17 protein-coding genes are annotated in these 19,317 nt (G+C 67.5%); 7 read left to right on the top strand and 10 right to left on the bottom strand.

The genetic code is table 11. The features are described from left to right. Positions 1 to 3: 3 nt before the first annotated feature. Positions 4 to 1,830 carry an ABC transporter substrate-binding protein gene (locus AC1D2O_RS17420; RefSeq protein WP_478157607.1) on the bottom strand — a complete coding sequence of 609 codons (1,827 nt, stop codon included), beginning with the start codon at positions 1,828 to 1,830 and terminating at the stop codon, positions 4 to 6. On the opposite strand from AC1D2O_RS17420, the gene AC1D2O_RS17415 reads away from it, so the two are divergent. From AC1D2O_RS17415 to AC1D2O_RS17405, 3 genes are all read left to right on the top strand, one after another. Further along, positions 1,729 to 2,808 carry a DmpA family aminopeptidase gene (locus AC1D2O_RS17415; protein WP_478157605.1) on the top strand — a complete coding sequence of 360 codons (1,080 nt, stop codon included), beginning with the start codon at positions 1,729 to 1,731 and terminating at the stop codon, positions 2,806 to 2,808. The two genes, AC1D2O_RS17420 and AC1D2O_RS17415, sit on opposite strands and share 102 nt — an antisense overlap. Then, complete coding sequence (locus tag AC1D2O_RS17410) at positions 2,805 to 3,671, top strand: MurR/RpiR family transcriptional regulator (protein ID WP_478085661.1); 867 nt, start codon at positions 2,805 to 2,807, stop codon at positions 3,669 to 3,671. The genes AC1D2O_RS17415 and AC1D2O_RS17410 overlap by 4 nt, the downstream gene beginning before the upstream one ends. Before the next feature lie 162 nt (positions 3,672 to 3,833). Continuing rightward, the gene (locus tag AC1D2O_RS17405; RefSeq protein ID WP_478085663.1) at positions 3,834 to 4,217 is read left to right on the top strand and encodes a glutaredoxin domain-containing protein; all 384 of its coding nucleotides are present in this window, start codon (positions 3,834 to 3,836) and stop codon (positions 4,215 to 4,217) included. Positions 4,218 to 4,219: 2 nt separating this feature from the next. Here the strand turns inward: AC1D2O_RS17405 and AC1D2O_RS17400 are convergent, their stop codons facing one another. The 8 genes from AC1D2O_RS17400 to AC1D2O_RS17365 form a co-directional block, all read right to left on the bottom strand. Continuing rightward, a complete protein-coding gene (locus tag AC1D2O_RS17400; protein ID WP_478085665.1) occupies positions 4,220 to 5,524 on the bottom strand; it encodes an NAD(P)/FAD-dependent oxidoreductase in 1,305 nt (434 codons plus the stop codon). Continuing rightward, complete coding sequence (locus tag AC1D2O_RS17395; protein WP_478085667.1) at positions 5,521 to 7,152, bottom strand: GMC family oxidoreductase; 1,632 nt, start codon at positions 7,150 to 7,152, stop codon at positions 5,521 to 5,523. The genes AC1D2O_RS17400 and AC1D2O_RS17395 overlap by 4 nt, the downstream gene beginning before the upstream one ends. A gap of 25 nt (positions 7,153 to 7,177) precedes the next feature. Beyond that, complete coding sequence (locus AC1D2O_RS17390; RefSeq protein ID WP_478085669.1) at positions 7,178 to 7,999, bottom strand: ABC transporter permease; 822 nt, start codon at positions 7,997 to 7,999, stop codon at positions 7,178 to 7,180. Beyond that, positions 7,996 to 8,928: an ABC transporter permease gene (locus AC1D2O_RS17385; RefSeq protein WP_478085670.1), complete on the bottom strand. Its 933-nt coding sequence runs from the start codon at positions 8,926 to 8,928 to the stop codon at positions 7,996 to 7,998. Before AC1D2O_RS17385 ends, AC1D2O_RS17390 begins: the two co-directional genes overlap by 4 nt. Next, positions 8,925 to 10,019, bottom strand: a complete 1,095-nt coding sequence (locus tag AC1D2O_RS17380; RefSeq protein ID WP_478085672.1) for an ABC transporter ATP-binding protein — start codon at positions 10,017 to 10,019, stop codon at positions 8,925 to 8,927. Before AC1D2O_RS17380 ends, AC1D2O_RS17385 begins: the two co-directional genes overlap by 4 nt. Positions 10,020 to 10,102: 83 nt before the next feature. Then, positions 10,103 to 11,170 carry an ABC transporter substrate-binding protein gene (locus tag AC1D2O_RS17375; protein WP_478085674.1) on the bottom strand — a complete coding sequence of 356 codons (1,068 nt, stop codon included), beginning with the start codon at positions 11,168 to 11,170 and terminating at the stop codon, positions 10,103 to 10,105. A gap of 115 nt (positions 11,171 to 11,285) precedes the next feature. Then, positions 11,286 to 12,782, bottom strand: a complete 1,497-nt coding sequence (locus tag AC1D2O_RS17370; protein WP_478085676.1) for an aldehyde dehydrogenase family protein — start codon at positions 12,780 to 12,782, stop codon at positions 11,286 to 11,288. Further along, positions 12,779 to 13,885 (bottom strand): mandelate racemase/muconate lactonizing enzyme family protein, encoded by a 1,107-nt coding sequence (locus AC1D2O_RS17365; protein WP_478157604.1) that lies wholly within the window; start codon positions 13,883 to 13,885, stop codon positions 12,779 to 12,781. Before AC1D2O_RS17365 ends, AC1D2O_RS17370 begins: the two co-directional genes overlap by 4 nt. 120 nt (positions 13,886 to 14,005) lie before the next feature. Here AC1D2O_RS17365 and pdxR point away from each other — a divergent pair, with 120 nt between their 5' ends. The 3 genes from pdxR to AC1D2O_RS17350 all read left to right on the top strand — a co-directional run bounded on the left by pdxR (position 14,006) and on the right by AC1D2O_RS17350 (position 17,400). Continuing rightward, positions 14,006 to 15,526, top strand: a complete 1,521-nt coding sequence (pdxR, locus tag AC1D2O_RS17360) for a MocR-like pyridoxine biosynthesis transcription factor PdxR (RefSeq protein WP_478157602.1) — start codon at positions 14,006 to 14,008, stop codon at positions 15,524 to 15,526. A gap of 70 nt (positions 15,527 to 15,596) precedes the next feature. Next, positions 15,597 to 15,986, top strand: coding sequence for a nuclear transport factor 2 family protein (locus AC1D2O_RS17355; protein WP_478085680.1), 390 nt, complete (start codon positions 15,597 to 15,599; stop codon positions 15,984 to 15,986). A 262-nt stretch (positions 15,987 to 16,248) separates the two neighbouring features. Next, positions 16,249 to 17,400 (top strand): pyridoxal-phosphate-dependent aminotransferase family protein, encoded by a 1,152-nt coding sequence (locus tag AC1D2O_RS17350; protein WP_478085689.1) that lies wholly within the window; start codon positions 16,249 to 16,251, stop codon positions 17,398 to 17,400. 16 nt (positions 17,401 to 17,416) lie between these two features. Here the strand turns inward: AC1D2O_RS17350 and AC1D2O_RS17345 are convergent, their stop codons facing one another. Further along, positions 17,417 to 18,739, bottom strand: a complete 1,323-nt coding sequence (locus AC1D2O_RS17345; RefSeq protein ID WP_478085681.1) for a lytic murein transglycosylase — start codon at positions 18,737 to 18,739, stop codon at positions 17,417 to 17,419. 208 nt (positions 18,740 to 18,947) lie between these two features. Between AC1D2O_RS17345 and AC1D2O_RS17340 the strand changes: the two genes are divergently transcribed. Then, on the top strand, positions 18,948 to 19,317 hold a 370-nt coding region (locus AC1D2O_RS17340), incomplete at its 3' end, for an FAD-binding oxidoreductase (RefSeq protein WP_478157600.1).

Below are 19,317 nucleotides of genomic sequence, written 5' to 3'. Positions count from 1 at the left end.
GACTCAACGGCGCTTGAACTCGGCAACGTACTTGAAGACATCGAAATTGCCTTCAAGCGGGCCGAAGCGCGCGTCGATCTGGTCGCGTCGGAAGCCGATGTAGTCGGGCTTGCCCACCAGCGGGATGATGTTGGCCGAGCTCTCGATCAACTCGCACGCACGCGCCATCAGCTTGTCGCGCTCGGACCCGTTGGGCGTCTGCCGAACCTGCACCATCAGATCGCCGTATTCGGCCACTGGCTCGAGAAATGTCGTGAAGACCGGCGAGAAGCCGGAAGTCCACCAGTTCAGGACGATTCCCGGGTCCGAGAAGCCCGCAAACCAGGACAGGGAGGCATCGAAGTTCGAGTCCTTCGGGTTGGTCGTCAGAACGCGCTTGTACCAGTCGGCCACGGGCACTTGCTGCACTTGAACGCTGAAACCCGCCTCCTGCAACTGTGGCTGCAGCACTTGGGCGATCAATGGATAGGTGACCAGCACCGACGAGGCGATGAGGCTGATGCGCGGATTGGGATTGCCTGCTTCCTTCAACAGTGCCTTGGCCTTGGCCACCCGTTCCTTGCGCGGCAGCGTGTAGCTTGGCAGTCCCTCGCAGGACTTCTTTCCGAATGCACTGGGCACGGCGTATTCCACCGCCGATTCGCCGCCGAACACCGCGTTCACGATCGCAGGACGATCGATGACCAACTCGGCCGCCTGGCGCACACGACGATCCTTGAAGACCGAGTTGCCATGGAGACCACTCAGGTCCAGGTGGAAGTAGTTGGGCGTTTTCTGAACCACCGACTGCACGCTTGGGATGGCACCCAGCAGGCGCGGTGTGTCGGGGTTCTCGAACGTCGCGACGTCGATGCTGCCGTCACGCAGGCCCGCAAGGCGCGCCGCATCGTCGGGCATGACGCGGATCGTCATCCTGTCCATGACCGGCTTGCCGCTTTGCCAATAGTACGGATTGCGCTCCAGCAGCCAAGCTTCGTCCTGGCGGTGTTGTGCCACCTTGTAGGGACCTGAGCCGAGCATTCCCTTGGCCGGGTCGAAGGTGCCAGCCTCGATTTCCTTCATCGGCAGGATCGACGTGGTCGCGACGGCGAGGATGGAGAGCAGGGAGGTATTCGGCTTGACCAGGTCGATGCGCACGGTGTGCGCATCGATCGCGACCACATCGCTCACACCACCGATCTGTTTGCCCCAGCCGCGCGCCTTCTGCGGATCTGTCAGCCGCTTCAAGCTGCCCACCACATCGGCGGAGGTCAGCGGCCGACCGTTGGAGAACGCCGCGTTCTTGCGAAGGTGAAAGACATAGGACGTGGGCGAGACCTGCTCCCAGGATTCGGCCAGCCTGGGGGTGACGTTGAGCTTGTCGTCCGTGCTCAGCAATGGGTCGTAGATCAGATAGAAGACCGTCCACGATGAGCCGTCGCCCGACGAATGCGGATCGGTGGAAAGCACCTCCGACGGCTTGCCCCAGATGAAGGGCTTCTGGGCTTGCGCGAGGGAAAGGCTGGGCAGGACCAGAAGGGACGCTGCCGCAACCACCGCGGGCAGCCACGCCCGACCACGCCTGAACGCACACGAAATTCCAGTCACTTGAACTATCCATCCTTCCGATTGATGACACACAAATGTTATTTGACTACCATTGAACACGTCAATGCAATTTTGATACCACCATCTAGGAGTAATCCCTTGCCCCTCACCACCCCACAGACAAGAGCGAGAGATCTGGGCTTGCGCTTTCCCGGCAAGACCGGCCTCGCCAACGCCATCACCGACATACCAGGCGTCGAAGTGGGGCAGACCACGCTCATTCGGGGGGACGGCGCGCTGCATGTTGGTGCGGGCCCGGTGCGCACGGGCGTGACGATCGTTCTGCCGCGAGGCCGATCAGGCGTGCTGCAGCCCGTCAAAGCCGGCGTCCACGCACTCAACGGCAACGGCGAGATGACCGGGACACATTGGATTGAAGAGGCCGGCATCTTTCGCGGCCCCATTGGCCTGACGAACACGCACAGCATCGGCATGGTCCATCACGCACTCGTGCGATGGCTCTCCCGTGTCGATGGCGACCGCGGTGCATATCCGTGGTTGATGCCGGTGGTCGCGGAGACCTGCGACGCCGTGCTCAACGACATGGATGGGCTGCACATCGACGAATCCCACGTCTTCGAAGCCATCGCAGCAGCAGCGTCCGGCCCGGTCGCGGAAGGCAATGTCGGCGGCGGGACCGGCATGATCTGCTACGGCTTCAAGGGTGGGACAGGCACAGCGTCGCGCATCGTGAGCGTCGCGGGTCAGGACTACCGCGTGGGCGTGCTGGTCCAGGCCAACATGGGCATTCGCCCATGGCTGAACGTGCTGGGCGTGCCCGTCGGCGAACTCATGCCGAGTTCGAGCAGTCCATGCAGCGGACCGACCGAGCGCGAGCAAGGCTCGATCATCGTCCTTGTGGGAACCGATGCCCCGCTTCTGTCCAGCCAACTCCAGCGACTCGCAAGGCGTGCCGCACTTGGCGTCGGTAGAACGGGCACTCCGGGGGGCGACGGCTCCGGCGATATCATGCTGGCATTCACCACCCACTCGGACCAGCCGCTCGGCAACCATGGCGTCTGTCGAACGGAGTACCTGGCTCAGCACACACTCGATCCGCTCTTTCTCGGCGTGGTCGAAGCCGTGGAGGAAAGCATCTTGAACGCATTGATTGGCGCCCGGCCCATGGTGGGCCGAGACAACACGCGCGTCGAAGCGCTGGATCACAGCACGCTCATGGAATGGATGCGGCGCTATGGCCGTGTCACCGACATCCGATGAATCCTTCCCAGTCACTTTTCGAACGCATTGAGTCGGCGTCATCCGGGATGACACGCTCGGAGCGCCTTCTGGCCGCCTATCTGACCGCGAACGCTCGCGAGTTGACGCTGGAGAACGCGGCCTCTGTGGCGCGCAAATCCGGCGTCAGCCCGATGACCGTTGGGCGCTTTCTGCGCACATTGGGCTACGACAGCTTCGACGCGCTTCGGCGGGAAGCCAGCCGCTTGAGTGCGCCTGCAGAGCTTCGACTCCCCGGTCGCTTCGAGCAATTCCGTCGTGACCACAGCGCCGAGCCCGGTACGCGCAGCGCGCAACTCTCCCAAGAAATCGAAGCCATGGTAGGTGCGTACGATCTAGCCGCGGGCGAACACTGGGATGCCATGGTGCAGCAGGTCGCGACATCGCAGCGAGTGTTCGTTGCCGGCTACCAGACCGTGCGCGGCATCGCATCCGATTTTGCGGCGCGACTCGACTACGTGCGCGAAGGCGTGCGCGTTCTCGACGGGGCTGACGGCACCTATTCCGAACTGTTCGGCGCTGCAAAGAGCCCGACGCGCTGCCTGATCCTGGTCGACATCCGTCGCTATGCGCATCAGGCCGAACTGCTGGCGTCGGCTGCCGCGGAATCCGGCGTTCCCGTGTTCGTCATCACGGATGCCTACTGCCACTGGGCGCGCAGCCACACCCCGCATGTGTTTCATGTACAGACAAATGTGGGCTTTTTCTGGGACTCCACCGTTCCTATCGTGAGCTTGTTCAACCTCCTGATGGACAGCGTGGTTCAACAACTTGGGAAGAAGGTCGGCGAGCGTGTGAACCGGCTCGAGAAGTTGCAAAGCAGATTTGGCGCGTTCCGCGATTGACACGCGCCACGACGCGTGGCGCTTCCATTACGCATTTCCGCCGGAATGGGGTCGGGGGGCGAGATTATCGACAGCGGTGGGGATAGCGCAGAATCCTCCGCGCCCCCGTGGCCCAAGTGGTCCAGAACGGATCCCGTCTTCGCAACCCAGAGAAAGTCATCGATGTCCCGTCCCGTCCTAGACGAAGCCCACATTCATCCCGCCATCCGCACCAAGCTGGCCGAGAACCGGCAGGCCATCGTGCGCGAGGTCATGGATGCGGTCCAGGCCAACGACATCGTGGTGGTCGGCATGGCGATGAACCCGTTTCCGAAGAAGGCGCGCAAGATCCTGGAGCAGGCGAAGCAACCGTTTTGCTACCTCGAATACGGCAGCTATCTGAGCCGCTGGCGCGAGCGCAACGCGCTCAAGATGTGGACCGGCTGGCCGACCATCCCGATGGTGTTCGTCAGGGGTGTGCTGATCGGCGGCTCGACCGAGCTGCAGACACTGGTCGACAGCGGTGAGCTGAAGACCCTGCTCGGGCGCGGCGCCGCGGCCAGCTGATATCAGACGGGCCGGCGGTCGCGCCAGCGGTAGTAGAGCACCGACGGCGCCAGAAACCAGGGGTTTCCGCGGTACAGCGGCCGGGTCTGGAAGGCCAGGCCGTCGAGCGCGGTGCGCCCTTCGGCGAGGCTCAGCACCTGCTGGCCCACGCGCATGCCGAAATAGCTCGAGGTGCCGACGCCGGCGCCGCAGTAACCCATCGCGTAGTGCATGCCCTCGTGCTTGCCGACATGCATCAGCTCGTCGAAGGTGTAGGCCACGAACCCGCACCACGAATGGCTGATGCGCGTGCCCGCGAGTTCGGGGAACACCTTCACCATGTCGGCGTGCAGCCTGGGCGCGCTGGCGCGCGGGTCGGTTTCCTGGTGCGAGACGCGGCCGCCGAACAGGATGCGCTTGCGGTCCGGCGAGGCCCGGTAGTAGTAGACGACCTTGCGCGTGTCGCTGACGATCCGGTTCTTCGGGATCAGGCGGTCCATCAGGCCCGGCGGCAGCTCCTCGGTCGCGATCATGTAGCTGCCGATCGGGATCACGCGGCGCTGCAGCCAGGGCGTGGCGGCGCCGGTGTAGCCGTTGGTCGCCACCGCCACGTCGCGCGCCAGCACGGCGCCGCGAGCGGTATGCACGAGAAAGCGCTCGCCCTGCCTTTCGATGCGCGCCACCGGCGTGCGCGGCGCCACCTGCACGCCGGCGGCCAGCGCGCGTTCCAGCAAGCCCTGGTGATAGCGCGCGGGGTGCACCGAGCAATGCTGCGTGTACACCGCCCCGCCCCAGTACACGTCGGAGCCGAGTTCGCTGCGCTGTTCGGCCCGCGGCACCATGTGGGCGTCGACCTCCAGGCCCCGGGGCTGCTCGCCGACCCTGCGGGCCAGGGCCTCGTACTGCGCGGCGTTGTGCGCCGCATGGAAGCGGCCGACGGCGCCGAAGTCGCAGTCGATCTGCTCCCGGCGGATGAAGTCGCCGATGAAGGCCAGCGAGCGCTGCCCTTCCTTCAGGATCTCGAAGGCGCGCTGCGCCCCGTGCCGGCGCGCCAGTGGGTCGAAGCCGGGCTTGATGCTGGTCGACACCTGGCCGCCGTTGCGCGTGCTGCAGCCCCAGCCGGCCTCCTCCGCATCCAGCACCAGCGTGGAGCGCTGGCCGCGCGCGGTCTGCAGCGCCGCATGCAGGCCGGTGTAGCCGGCACCGACGACCGCCACGTCCACCGTGCCGGGCAGGGGCGCCTCGGCAATCGCCGGACGCGGCACGTCGTCCCACCAATAGGGCGCCAGCTTGCAATCGGCCAGGAGATCGGTGGCGGCGTGGTTCATCGAAGGCTCTGTTCCTGGTGATCGGCCAGCACCCCGGCGGCGGCCTTCTCGGCCAGCATGAGGGTCGGCGCATTGGTGTTGCCCGAGGGCAGCGTCGGAAATGCGGAGGCATCGATCACGCGCAGCCGCTGCACGCCGTGCACCTGCAGGTGGCGATCGACGACCGAATCCAGCGGATCGGGCCCCATGCGGCAGGTGCCCACCGGATGAAAGACCGTGGAAGCGCGCTGGCGGATGTCTTCGATCAACTGCTCATGCGACCGGACCTGGCCTCCCGGCATCAGCTCGCTCTCGATCACCGCGCTGAGGGCCGGCGTGGCCGCCAGCTTGCGCAGGAACAGGGTCGCCTCGAGCATGTCCCGGCGGTCGCTCTCGGTGTCCAGCGAACAGGGCGCGATGACGGGCGCCGCCAGCGGGTCGGGCCCCTGCAGCCGCAGATGGCCCCGGCTGGTCGGCTTGCACGGCTGGGCGCCGAGCAGGAAGCCAGGATAGGGGTCGGGACGCATCAGTTCGCGCTTGCCGGCACGGGCCCGCAGATAGCTCAACGGAGAGAAATAGAGCTGCAGATTGGGACGATCCAGCCCCTGGCGCGAGCGCACGAAGCCCCCGCCCTGGTTCACGCTGAGGGCCAGCGGCCCGTTTCGGGCCGCCAGGTAGCGCAGGCCCGCCCAGAGCTTGGCGCCCCAGGGCCCGAGTTCGGTGTTGAGGGTCGGCACGCGCGAGCGATAAAGATGGTCGATGCACAGGTGGTCCTGCAGGTTCCGCCCTACCGCGCCTCGGTCGGCCACGACGGGGATGCCGTGCGCCTGCAGCTGCGCGGCCGGGCCGATGCCCGACAGCATGAGCAGCTGCGGGGAGTTGATCGCGCCCGCCGACAGGATGACCTCGCGCCGCGCACGGACCTCGTGCGCCTGGCCGCCCATCAGGTAGCGCACGCCGCAGGCCTGCGTGCCGGAGAAGAGGATGCGCGTCGCCTGCGCACCGGTTCGCACGGTCAGCGCGGCGCGCTTCATCGCCGGATGCAGGTAGGCCGTGCTGGCCGATTCGCGCAGCCCGTTGCGGGTCGTGATCTGATAGGTGCCGACACCCTCGATGCTGGCCCCGTTGAGGTCGCCGTTGAGCGCCAGGCCGAGCTCCGAGCCGGCGCGCAGATAGGCCTGGCACAGCGGATGAACCGCCTGCGAGACGTCGCTGACATGCAGCGGCCCGCCGACACCGCGCCAGGCGCTGGGGCCGTGCTCGCTGTCTTCGAGCTTCTTGAACCAGGGCAGCACGTCGTCCCAGCCCCAGCCGGCGTTCCCCATGCCGGCCCACTCGTCGAAGTCCGCCGGCTGGCCGCGCACGAACACCATCGCGTTGATGCTGCTGGAGCCCCCGAGCACCTTGCCGCGCGGCCAGTAGCCTTCGCGCCCGGCCAGGCCGGCATCGGGCGCGGTGCGGTACATCCAGTTGACCGAGGGGTTGTAGAACGAGGTGCCGTAGCCGATCGGCACCTTGAGCCAGAAGCGGCGATCGCTGCCGCCGGCCTCCAGCAGCAGCACGGTATGGCGCCCCGAGGCCGTGAGGCGATTGGCCAGCACGCAGCCCGCCGAGCCCGCGCCGATGACGATGAAGTCGAATTCCGTCACGAAGCGGCAGTGCCTTCAGTGCGCATCAAACGCGCTTGCCCACGAACTGCGTGAACACCAGCAGCAGCGAGGTCACGGCGATGATCAGCGTGGAGATCGCGCCGATGGTCGGGTCGACCTGGTCGCGCAGCGCATTGAACATGTTGCGCGTCAGGGTCGAATGGTCGCCGCCCGAGACGAACAGCGACACGATGACCTCGTCGAACGACGTGAGGAAGGCCAGCACGGCCGCGGTCACCACGCTGAAGCGGATCTGCGGCAGGGTCACCAGCCAGAAGGCCCGGGCGCGCGAGGCGCCCAGGCTGCGCGCCACCAGCTCCTGGTTCAGGTCGAAGGACTTCAGCGCCGACGCGACGACCATCATCACCACCGGCACCGCCAGCATGCTGTGCGCGAGCGCCAGGCCCAGCAGGGTGTTGACCATCTTGAGCTTCACGTAGGCGTAGAACACGCCGATGCCGATCAGGATCACCGGCACGACCATCGGCGTCAACAGCAGCATCGTCATCGGCCCCGCGAAGCGCCAGCGCGAGGCGTGCAGGCCATAGGCCGCCATCGTGCCGAGCGGCGTCGCCACCAGCGTGGTCAGCGCGGCCGCCTTGAGCGAGGTGGCGGTCGCCTGCATCCAGGACGACGAGGCGAAGTAGCTCGCGTACCAGCGGATGGACCATTCGCGCGGCGGAAACTCCAGGTACTGCGATGCCGAGAACGACATCGGGATCACGATCAGGGTCGGAATCACCAGGAACAGCATCACGAGCGCCGCCAGCGCGTAGAGCCACAGGCGCTGGCCACGGGTGACCTGGGTCTGCGTGACGGGATGCCTGAGCCAGTCGGGCATGCTCATCGCACCTCCTGCCCGCCGAGCAATCCGCGCGCGCCCATCAGCCTGGATGCGACCAGGATCACCGCCACCGTGAGCACCAGCAGCACCACGCCCAGCGCGCTGGCCGCGCCCCAGTTGAAGAACACCTCGATGTCGTTGGCGATGCGGCTCGACACCATGATCACCTTGCCCCCGCCGAGCACGGCCGGCGTGATGTAGAAGCCCAGACACAGGATGAAGACGATCACGGCGCCGCTGGTCAGCCCGGGCAGCGAGAGCGGCAGGAACACCAGCCAGAAGCTGCGTGCCGGCGAGGCGCCCAGGTTGGCCGCGGCCTTGAGGTAGTCGCGATCGATGGCGCGCATGCCCGAGTACAGCGGAAGAATGAGAAACGGCAGCATCACGTGCACGGTGCCGATCAGCGTGCCGGTCAGGTTGTGCACCAGCGCCAGCGGCTCGTCCCACCAGCCCAGCGCGATGCCCCAGCCGTTGACCAGGCCCTTGCGCTGCAGCAGCACCAGCCAGGCATAGGTGCGCACCAGCAGCGAGGTCCACAGCGGCAGCAGCACCGCGATCATGCAGAGGTTGGCCGCGCGCCTCGGCAGCTCCGACAGGCAGTAGGCCAGCGGATAGCCGATCAGCATGCACAGGCCGGTGGTCATCAGGCTGACCTGGAAGGTGGTGGCGAAGGTGCGCCAGTACGAGGGCTGCTCCCACATCCGCTGGTAGTGCTCGAAGCTCCACTGGCCGTCGTCGGACAACAGCGACAGGTAGAACAGCCAGCCCACCGGCGCCAGCATCGTGACGGCGATCAGCAGCAATGCCGGCGCCACCAGCCCCAGCAGCCCGAGGCGTTCCCATTGCGCGACGCGGCGCAGCGCTTGCGCGTTCGGCGTCGCGATGGGCTGCGCGTGGGTCGGCCCGGCACGCGCCGCGGTCAATGCCGTCATGCGGCCGAACCTTCGGCCGGCAGCAGCACGGTGTCCTGCGGACTCAGGCCCAGCCGCACCGCGGCGCCCGGCTCCGGTGCGGCCTTGCCCGTGCCGTGCGTGGCATGCCGCAGCCAGACCATCGTGCCGCCGTCCAGTGCCACATGCAGCAGGGCGCTGTCGCCCTGGTAGACCTGCGCCACCAGCCTGCCGTCGAAGACATTGAGCCCGTCGGGGGCCTGCGTCGGCCCCGCGTCCAGCAGTTGCAGCCGCTCGGGCCGCAACATCAGCAGCCGCGCGCCATCGACGCCCGGATGCTCGGCGGCGCGCAGCGTGCGCTCGGCCAGCCGCACGTGCCCCTGCACCACCGTCACCGGCACGAAGGTCGATTCACCGATGAACTCGGCCACGAAACGATGGGCCGGGCGCTCGTAGATCGCACGGGGCGTGTCGAGCTGCACGATGCGGCCGCCATTCACGACCGCGATGCGGTCCGACATGGTGAGCGCCTCGCGCTGGTCGTGGGTCACGTAGACGGTGGTCATGCCGAGCTTGTCGTGCAGTTGCCGCAGCTCGATCTGCATGTGCTCGCGCAGCTGCTTGTCGAGTGCCGACAGCGGCTCGTCCATGAGCATGATGCGCGGCTCGAACACCATGGCCCGTGCCAGGGCCACCCGCTGGCGCTGGCCGCCCGACAACTGGTCGATGCCGCGGGCGCCGAAGCCGCCCAGGCGCACCATCTCGAGCGCCTTCGCAACGCGCTCGGCGCTTTCGCTGCGCGCGACACCGCGCAGCCGCAGCGCGAAAGCCACGTTCTCGGCCACGCTCATGTGCGGGAACAGCGCGTAGTTCTGGAACACCATGCCGACACCCCGCTTGTGCGGGGGCGTGGTGATCATCTCGGCATCGCCGAACTTCAGGCTCCCGTGGTCGGGCCGGGTGAAGCCGGCCAGCACGGTCAGCAGCGTGGTCTTGCCCGACCCCGATGGCCCCAGCAGCGTGAGGAACTCGCCGCTGCGAATGTCCAGGTCGACATGGTCCAGTGCGAAGACATTGCCGTACTTCTTGGTCACCTGCCGCATCGAGATCGGCAGCGACGAATTGCGCACCATGCATCAACCTGCTTTCTGGAAGAGAAGTCTCCGCCCGTCGGGCGGGCCCCTGGTCGAGTATCGCGGAGCCGAGGCCGCAAGCGCTATTCGGTGAGCATGTTCTGGTACAGCTGCGCGGCCCGGGCCTCGTTCTTCAGGTACCAGCCCGCGTCGAGCAGCATCTGCTTCGAAACATTGTCCGGATAAGTGGGCAGTCCCTTGGCCACGACCGGATCGATCGCGCTGCCTTCGAAGGCCTTCTTGTTGGTGGGCCCGTAGTTGATGAATTTCACCAGTTCGGCCTGGTACTGCGGCTTGCCGATCTCGTTCAGGAACTTCATGGCCAGCGCCTGGTTCGGCGCCCCCTTGGGCACGGCATAGCAGTCGACGTCCAGGATCGCCTGGTTGTAGCCGTACTTGACCTTGCCGCCGTCCTTGATGACGCCGTCGAAGCGGCCGTTCCAGCCGGTCACCATGTCGACCTCGCCGTCCTTCATCAGTTGCGCGTGTTGCGCACCCGACGACCACCAGACGGCGATGTGGGGCTTGAGCTCCTTGATCTTCTTGAGGGCGCGCTCGATGCCGCCCGGGGCGGACAGCACTTCATAGACCTTCTCGGGCGGCACGCCGTCGGCCATCAGCGCCGGTTCGAGCGAGCCCGCCACGGCGTTGCGGTACGAGCGCTTGCCGGGGAATTTCTTCACGTCCCAGAAGTCGGCCCAGGTCTGCGGCTGCGGATGGCCGTCCGGATAGGTCTTGGTGTTGAACGCGAACACGTTCGAGAACACCGTGCCGCCGACGCAGAACTCCGACGCCAGGCCGGGACCGAAGGTCGAGACGTCCACTGTCTTGTAGTCGATCGGCTCCAGCAGGCCTTCGGCACCGGCGCGCGCGGCGCTGCCCGCGCCGCTGCCGACGATGTCCCAGGTCACGGCGCCGGCCTTGGCTTTCAGGCGCAGGTCGGCGATGCCGGTGTAGGTTTCTTCCTTGAGCGTGATGCCCAGGGCCTTGGCGGCGGGCGCCCACTTGGCCTTCATCTGCGCTTCCTGGAAGGCGCCGCCGAAGGACACGATGGTCAGTTGCTGCTGCGCGGCGGCCGGGTGCGCCAGCAACGCGCCCATCACGGCCAGCGCTCCCAGCGTCAGGCGCCTGCGAATCAAAGGGCTCTTCATTGCTTCACTCCTTGTCAGTCGATCTTGCACGGTGTTCCCCCATCGTGGCGCAGTCTAGAAACCGGGTGGTCGGCCGGACAGTGCCATTCTCGAAACTTCGTCATACCAGTTCCATTCAGGAAATCCTTGCCGCCACGGACTTGATCCGGCTGTAGCTGCGCAGGGCTTCCAGGCCTTTTTCGCGGCCGAAGCCCGATCGCCTGTTGCCGCCGAACGGCACCGCGATGCTCCCCGCGAAATACTCGTTGATGAAGATCTGCCCGGCATCGATGTCGCGCGCCAATTGGTGCGCTGCCGCAAAACTGCGCGTGTAGACGCCTGCGACCAGGCCGTAGGCCGTGCCGTTGGCCAATGCCACCGCCTGCGCCAGGTCGTCGAACACCTGCACCGCCAGCACCGGGCCGAAGATCTCCTGCTGCACCGCCTCGTCCATCGCCGGCACGTCGTCGAGGATGGTGGGCGGGTAGAACCAGCCGCGTCCGGTCTGCGGATCGGCGCAGGCCTGCCCGCCCGTGCGCACCCTGACGCCCCGTTCGCGAGCCCGGTCCACGTAGCCCGCGATTCTTTCGCGGTGCGCCAGCGAACTCACCGGCCCCATGCCGCAGTCGCGCAGGCCGTGCCCCAACGGCATGGCCTGCGCGCGCGCCTGCAGCCGGTCGACGAAGGCCTCGTGGATCTCGCGCGCGATCACCAGGCGCGAGCCCGCCGAGCAGATCTGCCCCGCGTTCTCGTAGATCGCGCCCAGCACGCCTTCGATCGCCTGCTCGATGTCGCAATCGGCCAGCACCACGACCGGCGACTTGCCGCCCAGTTCGAGCACCAGCCGCGTGACGTGCGGCGCCGCCGCCTGCATCACGTCGATGCCGGTCGCGACCGAGCCGGTGAAGCTGATGTGCTGCACGCCCGGATGCCGGACCAGTGCCGCGCCGGCTGCCGCACCGGTGCCGGTGACCACATTGCAGACCCCCGCCGGCAGCCCGGCCAGCGCGCACAGCTCGGCCAGCATCAGCGCGGTCAGCGGCGTCTGCTCGGCCGGCTTGGCCACCACCGTGCAGCCGGCCGCCAGCGCCGGCGCCATGCCGCGCGCCGCCGTCGACAGCGGGTAGTTCCACGGGATGATGTGCGCCGTCACGCCGGCCGGTTCGTTGAGCGTGAAGGCCAGGTGGTCGGTGCCCAGCGGGATGCTGTCGCCCTGGTGCTTGTCGCAGGCCCCCGCGTAGTACTCGAAGGTGGCGGCGGCGCCGGCCACGTCGCCCAGCGCCTCGGACAGCCGCTTGCCGGAATCCAGGGTCTCGGCCACGGCCAGCCGGTTGGCCGAGGCGCGGATGCGCCCGGCGATGCGCCACAGCAGCCGGCCGCGCTCGGCCGGCGTCATGGATCGCCACGGCCCGCGCAGGGCCGCCTGTGCGGCGCGCACCGCGGCGTCCACATCGTCGGCATCGCCGGCCGCGAAGGAGGCGAAGGCCTCGCCGGTTCCCGGGTCGAAGGTCTCCATGCGCCCACCGCGGGCCGCGGGCACGAAGCGGCCGTCGATGAAGTGCTCTCCGGGCAGGTCGGCAATGCGGCCGTTGGCCTGTGCCTCGCGCACCAGCGCCTGGAGCCCGGCGTTCACGCGGCGCGCTCCGACACCTGGTAGCGCGACCGCGCCAGCCATTCGGGATCGATCTCGACACCCCAGCCGGGTTCGTCCGGGACCGCGACATGCCCGTCGCGCACCTCGTACGGCGCGTGCACGAACAGGCCCTCCTGCCACGGGTAGTAGTCCGGGCCCTCGATCGAGTACTCCAGGTACTTGCCGGCGTTGGGTATCGCCCGCAGCAGGTGCATCGTGAACACCGTGACCATCGACAGGTTGGCGCTATGCGGTGTGCACGGCAGGCCCGCTTGCGCCGCCATCGCAGCGACGCGCAGGGTCCGCGCGAGGCCGCCGACGTAGCAGACGTCGGGCTGGACGATGTCCACCGTGTGCGTGGCGATCATGTGCTTCCACATCGGCAGATAGCAGTCCTGTTCGCCGCCGGTGACGTCGAGCTTCAGCGCCTCGCGCACCTGCTGCGTCTGATCGAGCTCCCAGTAGGGACAGGGCTCCTCGAAGTGCTCGATGCCCTGGTCTTCCAGCAGGCGTCCGACCTCGATCGCACGCGCGGGCGAGAAGCCGCTGTTGCCATCCACCAGCAACGCGGCCGTGTCGCCCAGCGCGCGGCGCATCGTGGGCACGATGGCCTCGGTGCGGCCGGGCCATTCGTCGACGTCGTGCCCGCATTCGGCGCCGACGCGGAACTTGAAGGCGTCGAAACCGTGCGCGTCGCGCAGCCGCAGCATGCGGCGGGCCTCGTCCTCGGGCGTGATGTCGCGCTTCATCGACGAGGCATAGGCGCGCAGCCGGCCGGGCGTGCCGCCCAGCAGCTCGCACACGCTCCTGCCTTCGCGCTTGCCGCGCAGGTCCCACAGCGCGGTGTCGAGGCCGCCGATCGCGCGGTACAGGTAGGCGCAGGGAAACTTGTGTTCGCGCTCGGCGATGCGGTCGACCAGCGCATCCAGGTCCTCGCCGCCCTGCCCCAGCGACCAGGGCGCGACCTGCCGGTGCAGCACCTGGGCGGTGACGTCGGCGTTGTAGGGCGACACCTGGCCCCAGCCCTGCGCGCCGTCTTCCGCGGTCACGCGCACGAAGCCGACGTGCAGGTTGCAAAAGGTCTCGATCTTCTGGATCTTCATGAAGCTGCGTGCCTGTGCCGGGACTAGAAAAGCCGGATGGTCCGCGTGAAGTGGCCTTGGAGACAGGTCCATTCTGATGTTTGGCTGATACCATTTTGAAAACCACAATCAGGAGACGCGATGGTCAAACGTGCCGGCGGATCGCTGCTGCTGTCCTTGCGCATCGACCCCTCGTCCCATCAGCCGGTGAGCACCCGGGTCTGCGTGGCGCTGCGCGAGATGATCCTGACCGGCGGTTTCCAGGCCGGCGACCGCCTGCCGGCCAGCCGCACCCTGGCGCGCGACCTCGGCGTGTCGCGCACGACGGTGATCGAGGTGTTCGACCGGCTCACCGCCGAAGGACTGGTCGAGTCGCGCACCGGCGCCGGCACCTTCGTCAGCGCCGCCCTGGGCGCGAGCCGCCCGATGCCCGCGAGATCGCAGGCCGCGGCCCTCCGGGCAGCGTCGCCGGTGCTGTCGACGGTGATGACGCAGGCGGTGCAGCGCTTCGGCACGCGTCAGCGGCTGCCGCATGTGGCACGCGCCTTCACCACGGCGCTGCCGGCCTTCGACGCCTTCCCGGTCGCGCAGTGGGCGCGCCTGTCCGCCAAGTACCTGCGCGGCGGGCGCGACGAGCTGATGGGCTATGGCGACCCGAACGGATCGCCGCAACTGCGGCGCGCCATCGCCTCGCACCTGCGCGCCAATCGCGGCATCACCTGCGACCCGGAGCAGCTGTTCATCGTCGGCGGCGCCCAGCAGGCGTTTCACCTGATCGGCTCGACGCTGCTGAATCCGGGCGACAAGATCTGGTTCGAGAACCCCGGCGCCATCGGCGCGCGCAACAGCCTGATCGCCACCGGTGCCGAGCTGGTCCCGGTGCCGGTCGACGACGAAGGCCTGTGCGTCGAAGAGGGCCTGCGCCTGGCGCCGCGCTTCCGGCTGGCCTTCGTGACGCCCTCGCACCAGCAGCCGCTGGGCAGCGTGATGAGCCTGGAGCGCCGCTTCGCGCTGCTGCATGCCGCCGAGCGGGCGGGCGCCTGGATCATCGAGGACGACTACGACGGCGAGTTCTTCTTCGGCGGCCGGCCGCTGCCGACGCTCAAGAGCGTGGACACGACCGGCCTGGTGATCTACGTCGGCACCTTCAGCAAATCGCTGTTTCCCGCGCTGCGGCTGGGCTACCTGGTGGCGCCGCCGGCCCTGGTCGACACCTTCCGCACGATCATGAGCCACTTCCTGCAGGGCGTGCCGTCGCACACCCAGGCGGTGGTGGCGGAGTTCATCGACGAGGGGCATTTCGCGGCCCATCTGCGCCGCATGCGGCACCTGTACCTGGAACGCTACGAGGCCCTGGCCGAAGCCTGCCAGCGGCGCCTGGCCGGCTTGCTCGACATCGTGCCGACGCACGGCGGCCTGCACACCATCGCACGACTGCCGGCCCACGTGTCCGAGACCGCGGCGGCGCACGACGCCGACCTGCGCCAGGTCACCACCTCGCCCATCGGCCGCTTCGCGATCACGCCGGTCAGCGACAACGGCCTCGTGCTGGGCTTCGGCAGCGTGCCGGCGGCGGCCGTCGATGCGGGCGTTCGCGTGCTGGGCGAGGTGCTGGAAGCCAAGCCGGGGAAAGACCACTCGCGGACCGCCCAGCCCGCTTGAGCGGCGCTTGTCTTTCCGGCCGGTCCGGGGCAGAGTCGCGGCCTCATCCGCAATGTTGGGGGAACCATTCATGACATCCAGCCCGATCGCCGCCTGGCATCAACTCGTCAGGGAACGCAACGCGCCAGGACTCGACGCGCTTCTTGCCGACGACGCGACCTTCCATTCACCGGTGGTCCATACGCCGCAAGTCGGAAAAGCCATCACGAAGAAGTACCTCGCCGCCGCATTTCAGGTCTTCTTCAACCCCTCGTTCCGCTACGTTCGAGAGCTCACGGGAGAGCGGGACGCGGTGCTCGAGTTCGAGCTCGAGCTGGACGGCATCGGCATCAACGGGGTCGACATGATCAAGTGGAACGACGAAGGCAGGATCACCGAGTTCAAGGTGATGCTGCGGCCCCTGAAGGCGGTCAATCTGATCCATCAGAAGATGGCGGCGATGCTGCAGGCGAGCCCGTAGCCCCGCAACTGCAGCGTGCGCTGAACGAACTGAAGGCAGAGACGGGCCTCGAAGTGCGGGGCCGACATCGAACTCAAGTCGACCTGCGAATGACGCTGAATTCCAGCACGCGTGGCGGTGCCACGGCTAGACTGCCATGCGCATTCCGCTGCCCGCAATTCCTGCGACTGCACCTCAACCATCCACAAGCCAACTCGTGACGTATCTGCCTCCCCCGCACATCAGTCCTCTCGAAAGCATCCTGCCGGACGAACCCTTGTTGATGATGGGCGCCGGCCCCGTGCCGATTCCCCATCGCGTCGCGTATGCGAATTCCATCGTCATCAATCACCTGGGAGAGACCATGAGCAAGGTCATCGAGCAGGTGAAGAACATGGGCCGCTATGTGTTTCAGACCGCCTCGCCGCATGTCCTGGGCGTGGCGGGTCCCGGTTCGGCCGCGATGGAAATGGCCATCACCAACCTGGTGGCGCCGGGCACGACCGTCCTCAGCGTCACCAACGGCTTTTTCAGCCAGCGCATGGCGGAGATGGCACGCCGGGTGGGCGGCCATGTCGACGTCCTCCCAGTCGAGGACAACGCCAGCGCCCGGCCCGCTCTGGTCGAAGCGCGCATGCGCACCGGCAAGTACGACGTGCTGACCATTGTCCAGGGCGAAACTTCGAATACGGTCCTCAACCGGGAACTGCAGGAAATCGCACGACTCGCCAAGGCGCATGGGTGCCTGGTCATCGTGGATGCCGTGTGCACGCTGAGCACCATGCCGCTCGAGATGGACGACTGGCAGATCGATGCCGTCATCACCGGGGGACAGAAGGGTCTGTCGTCGATCCCGGGCGTTTCGCTGCTTGCGTTTTCCCAAAGCGCCTGGGAGGCGATCGAACGGCGACAGGACACCCTGCCGCACTGGTGTCTGGACGCGAAGCTGGCGGACAAGTTCTGGAACCAGAGCTCCTACCACTACACCGCGCCGGTGTCGGGCATCCTCGCGCTGCACGAGGCACTCCGCCTGGTCTGCGCAGAGACCCTGTCCGCCCGCTTCCGGCGCCATCGCGTCTGTTCCGAAGCGCTCCAGTCCGGCATCGAAGCGATGGGCCTGACGCTGCTGGTCGAGGCACCCTCGCGCCTGAACTCGGTGGTTGGCATCAACGTGCCCGCCGCCGTGGCGGCGGACCGCGTCCGGAGCCACATGTCGAGCACGCACAAGGTGGAGATCTCAGGGTCGTTCGGACTCAACATTCTGCGCATCGGGCAGATGGGCGAGCAATGCAGGGAACACCATCTCTTTCGCACCCTGCATGCGCTGGGGCTGAGCATGGAGGCCAACGGCGCATCTCTCAATGTCCCTGCCGGGATGGCTGCGTTGGAGCGAAAACTCTCGGAACGCGGCGACAGGCCGGCGGGTGCGCTGTAGCCGGAACCCGCATGCCCTAAGGCTCACGCAAGCGCTGCAGCACGGCCGCGCTCGGGAAGCCGTCCGCGGGCAGGCCGACACTGCGCTGGTACCGGCGAATCCCGTCGCGGGTCGCCGGCCCCATCATGCCGTCGGGCGTGCCGGCGGCGAAGCCGCGCTGGTTCAAGGCGGTCTGAAGCTCCAGCAGCTCAGTGCGCGAAAGCGCCGCCAGATCGCGCGGCCAGGGCGCCTGCACGCCGGGGCCGCCGGTCAGCCGCTGTGAAAGCAGACCGACCGCGAGCGCATAGCTGGTCGAGTTGTTGTAGCGCAGGATCGCGCGGAAATTGGGTCCGACCAGGAAGGCGGGGCCACGCGCACCCGCGGGCAGCAGGATCGAGCCGTCCGCGAAGTCCGGCAACGGCCGGCCGTCCGCGCTTCGCAAGCCCTCGGCGGCCCATTGCGCGCTGGACTGGCGCACGGCAGCGTCCGCACGGCCGTGGTCGAAGCCCGTCGGCAACTGCACCTCCACGCCCCAAGGCTGGCCCGCCTTCCAGCCCGACTTCGAGAGAAAGTTGGCCGTCGAGGCCGTGACGTCGGCCATGCTGCCCCAGATATCGCGCCGGCCGTCCCCGTCGGCATCCACCGCGTAGGCCAGGAAATTCGACGGCAGGAACTGTGTCTGGCCCATGGCCCCTGCCCAGGAGCCGATCATGTGATCGCGGTCGATGTCGCCCCGGTCGAGGATCTTCAACGCCGCGAGCAATTCACGGCGCGCCCACTCCTCGCGGCGGCCCTCGAAGCCCAGGGTCGCCAGTGCATCGATGGTCGGGGTGCTGCCATAGTTGCTGCCGAAGTTGCTCTCCATGCCCCAGATGGCGACCACGATGCCGGGGGGCACGGCGTAGCGCGCGGCCGCCGCATCGGCTTCGGCGCGAACCTGCAGCAGCTTGTCCTGGCCCAGCGCGACGCGCTGGGGCGTCACGGTGTTGTCGAGGTAGTCCCAGACCGTGCGCGTGAATTCGGGTTGGGCGCGATCCAGTTCGACAACGCGCGGCAGGTAGTGCACGTCGTCGAACGCAGCGCGAAGCGTCGCCTCGCTGATGCCCGCTTCGCGCGCGCTGGCGCGAAAGTCCGCGACCCAGCGTCCGAATCCCTGCTGGAGCGTCGCATCGTCCGCGCCCGTGGGCTTCGGGGTCGGGGGCGGCATCGCCGGCCGGGCGGTTGCGGCCGGGCCGGGCGGCGGGTCCGACGCCGGTGCCGTCGATGGCGCGGAGGAGGCGCAGCCCGCCAGGACGGCGGCTGCCAGGGCCGCAGCGCCAAGCGCCTGGATGGGTATCTGCGGAAGTCTGTGTCGGTGCATTCCGTGGATTTTCGCCTGCTGGCGGGTCGGGTGCGCGCGACGATCTCCGTGGAGGTCGCAGACCTTGGCGAATGGCGCGTCCTCGCGGACCCTGGGCAGCTTGCGGTCATTGCGCAGCTTGTGTAGCATTCACTCCACTTTGATGTAGCATTCACTACATGAAAGTCGCGCTGCGAGAGGCGCCGCCCCTACTGACGGAGAAGAAACCATGAGTGCATTCAGCGAAGAACGTGTGCTGAGCGTCCACCACTGGACCGACCGCCTGTTTACCTTCACGACCACCCGAGATCCGGCCCTGCGCTTCTCGAACGGCCACTTCACGATGATCGGCCTGAAGGTCAACGACAAGCCCCTGCTGCGGGCCTACAGCATCGTGAGCCCGAACTACGAGGAACACCTGGAGTTCCTGAGCATCAAGGTCGAGGAAGGCCCGCTGACCTCGAAGCTGCAGCACATCCAGGTCGGCGACACCGTCATCGTCGGCCGCAAGCCGACCGGCACGCTGCTGACCGACTACACGCTGCCGGGCAAGCGGCTCTACCTGTTCGGCACCGGCACCGGCCTGGCGCCGTTCATGG

This window comes from Variovorax sp. P1_G12 (genome assembly GCF_056405555.1).
This window is presented reverse-complemented; position numbering and strand designations above follow the sequence as displayed.

Coding starts and splice junctions, on each gene's coding strand:
- AC1D2O_RS17420 (WP_478157607.1), bottom strand. CDS start 1,830: ATGCAGCGCGCCGTCCCCCCGAATGAGCGTGGTCTGCCCCACTTCGAC.
- AC1D2O_RS17410 (WP_478085661.1), top strand. CDS start 2,805: ATGAATCCTTCCCAGTCACTTTTCGAACGCATTGAGTCGGCGTCATCC.
- AC1D2O_RS17405 (WP_478085663.1), top strand. CDS start 3,834: ATGTCCCGTCCCGTCCTAGACGAAGCCCACATTCATCCCGCCATCCGC.
- AC1D2O_RS17400 (WP_478085665.1), bottom strand. CDS start 5,524: ATGAACCACGCCGCCACCGATCTCCTGGCCGATTGCAAGCTGGCGCCC.
- AC1D2O_RS17390 (WP_478085669.1), bottom strand. CDS start 7,999: ATGAGCATGCCCGACTGGCTCAGGCATCCCGTCACGCAGACCCAGGTC.
- AC1D2O_RS17385 (WP_478085670.1), bottom strand. CDS start 8,928: ATGACGGCATTGACCGCGGCGCGTGCCGGGCCGACCCACGCGCAGCCC.
- AC1D2O_RS17380 (WP_478085672.1), bottom strand. CDS start 10,019: ATGGTGCGCAATTCGTCGCTGCCGATCTCGATGCGGCAGGTGACCAAG.
- AC1D2O_RS17375 (WP_478085674.1), bottom strand. CDS start 11,170: ATGAAGAGCCCTTTGATTCGCAGGCGCCTGACGCTGGGAGCGCTGGCC.
- AC1D2O_RS17365 (WP_478157604.1), bottom strand. CDS start 13,885: ATGAAGATCCAGAAGATCGAGACCTTTTGCAACCTGCACGTCGGCTTC.
- pdxR (WP_478157602.1), top strand. CDS start 14,006: ATGGTCAAACGTGCCGGCGGATCGCTGCTGCTGTCCTTGCGCATCGAC.
- AC1D2O_RS17355 (WP_478085680.1), top strand. CDS start 15,597: ATGACATCCAGCCCGATCGCCGCCTGGCATCAACTCGTCAGGGAACGC.
- AC1D2O_RS17350 (WP_478085689.1), top strand. CDS start 16,249: ATGATGGGCGCCGGCCCCGTGCCGATTCCCCATCGCGTCGCGTATGCG.
- AC1D2O_RS17345 (WP_478085681.1), bottom strand. CDS start 18,739: ATGCACCGACACAGACTTCCGCAGATACCCATCCAGGCGCTTGGCGCT.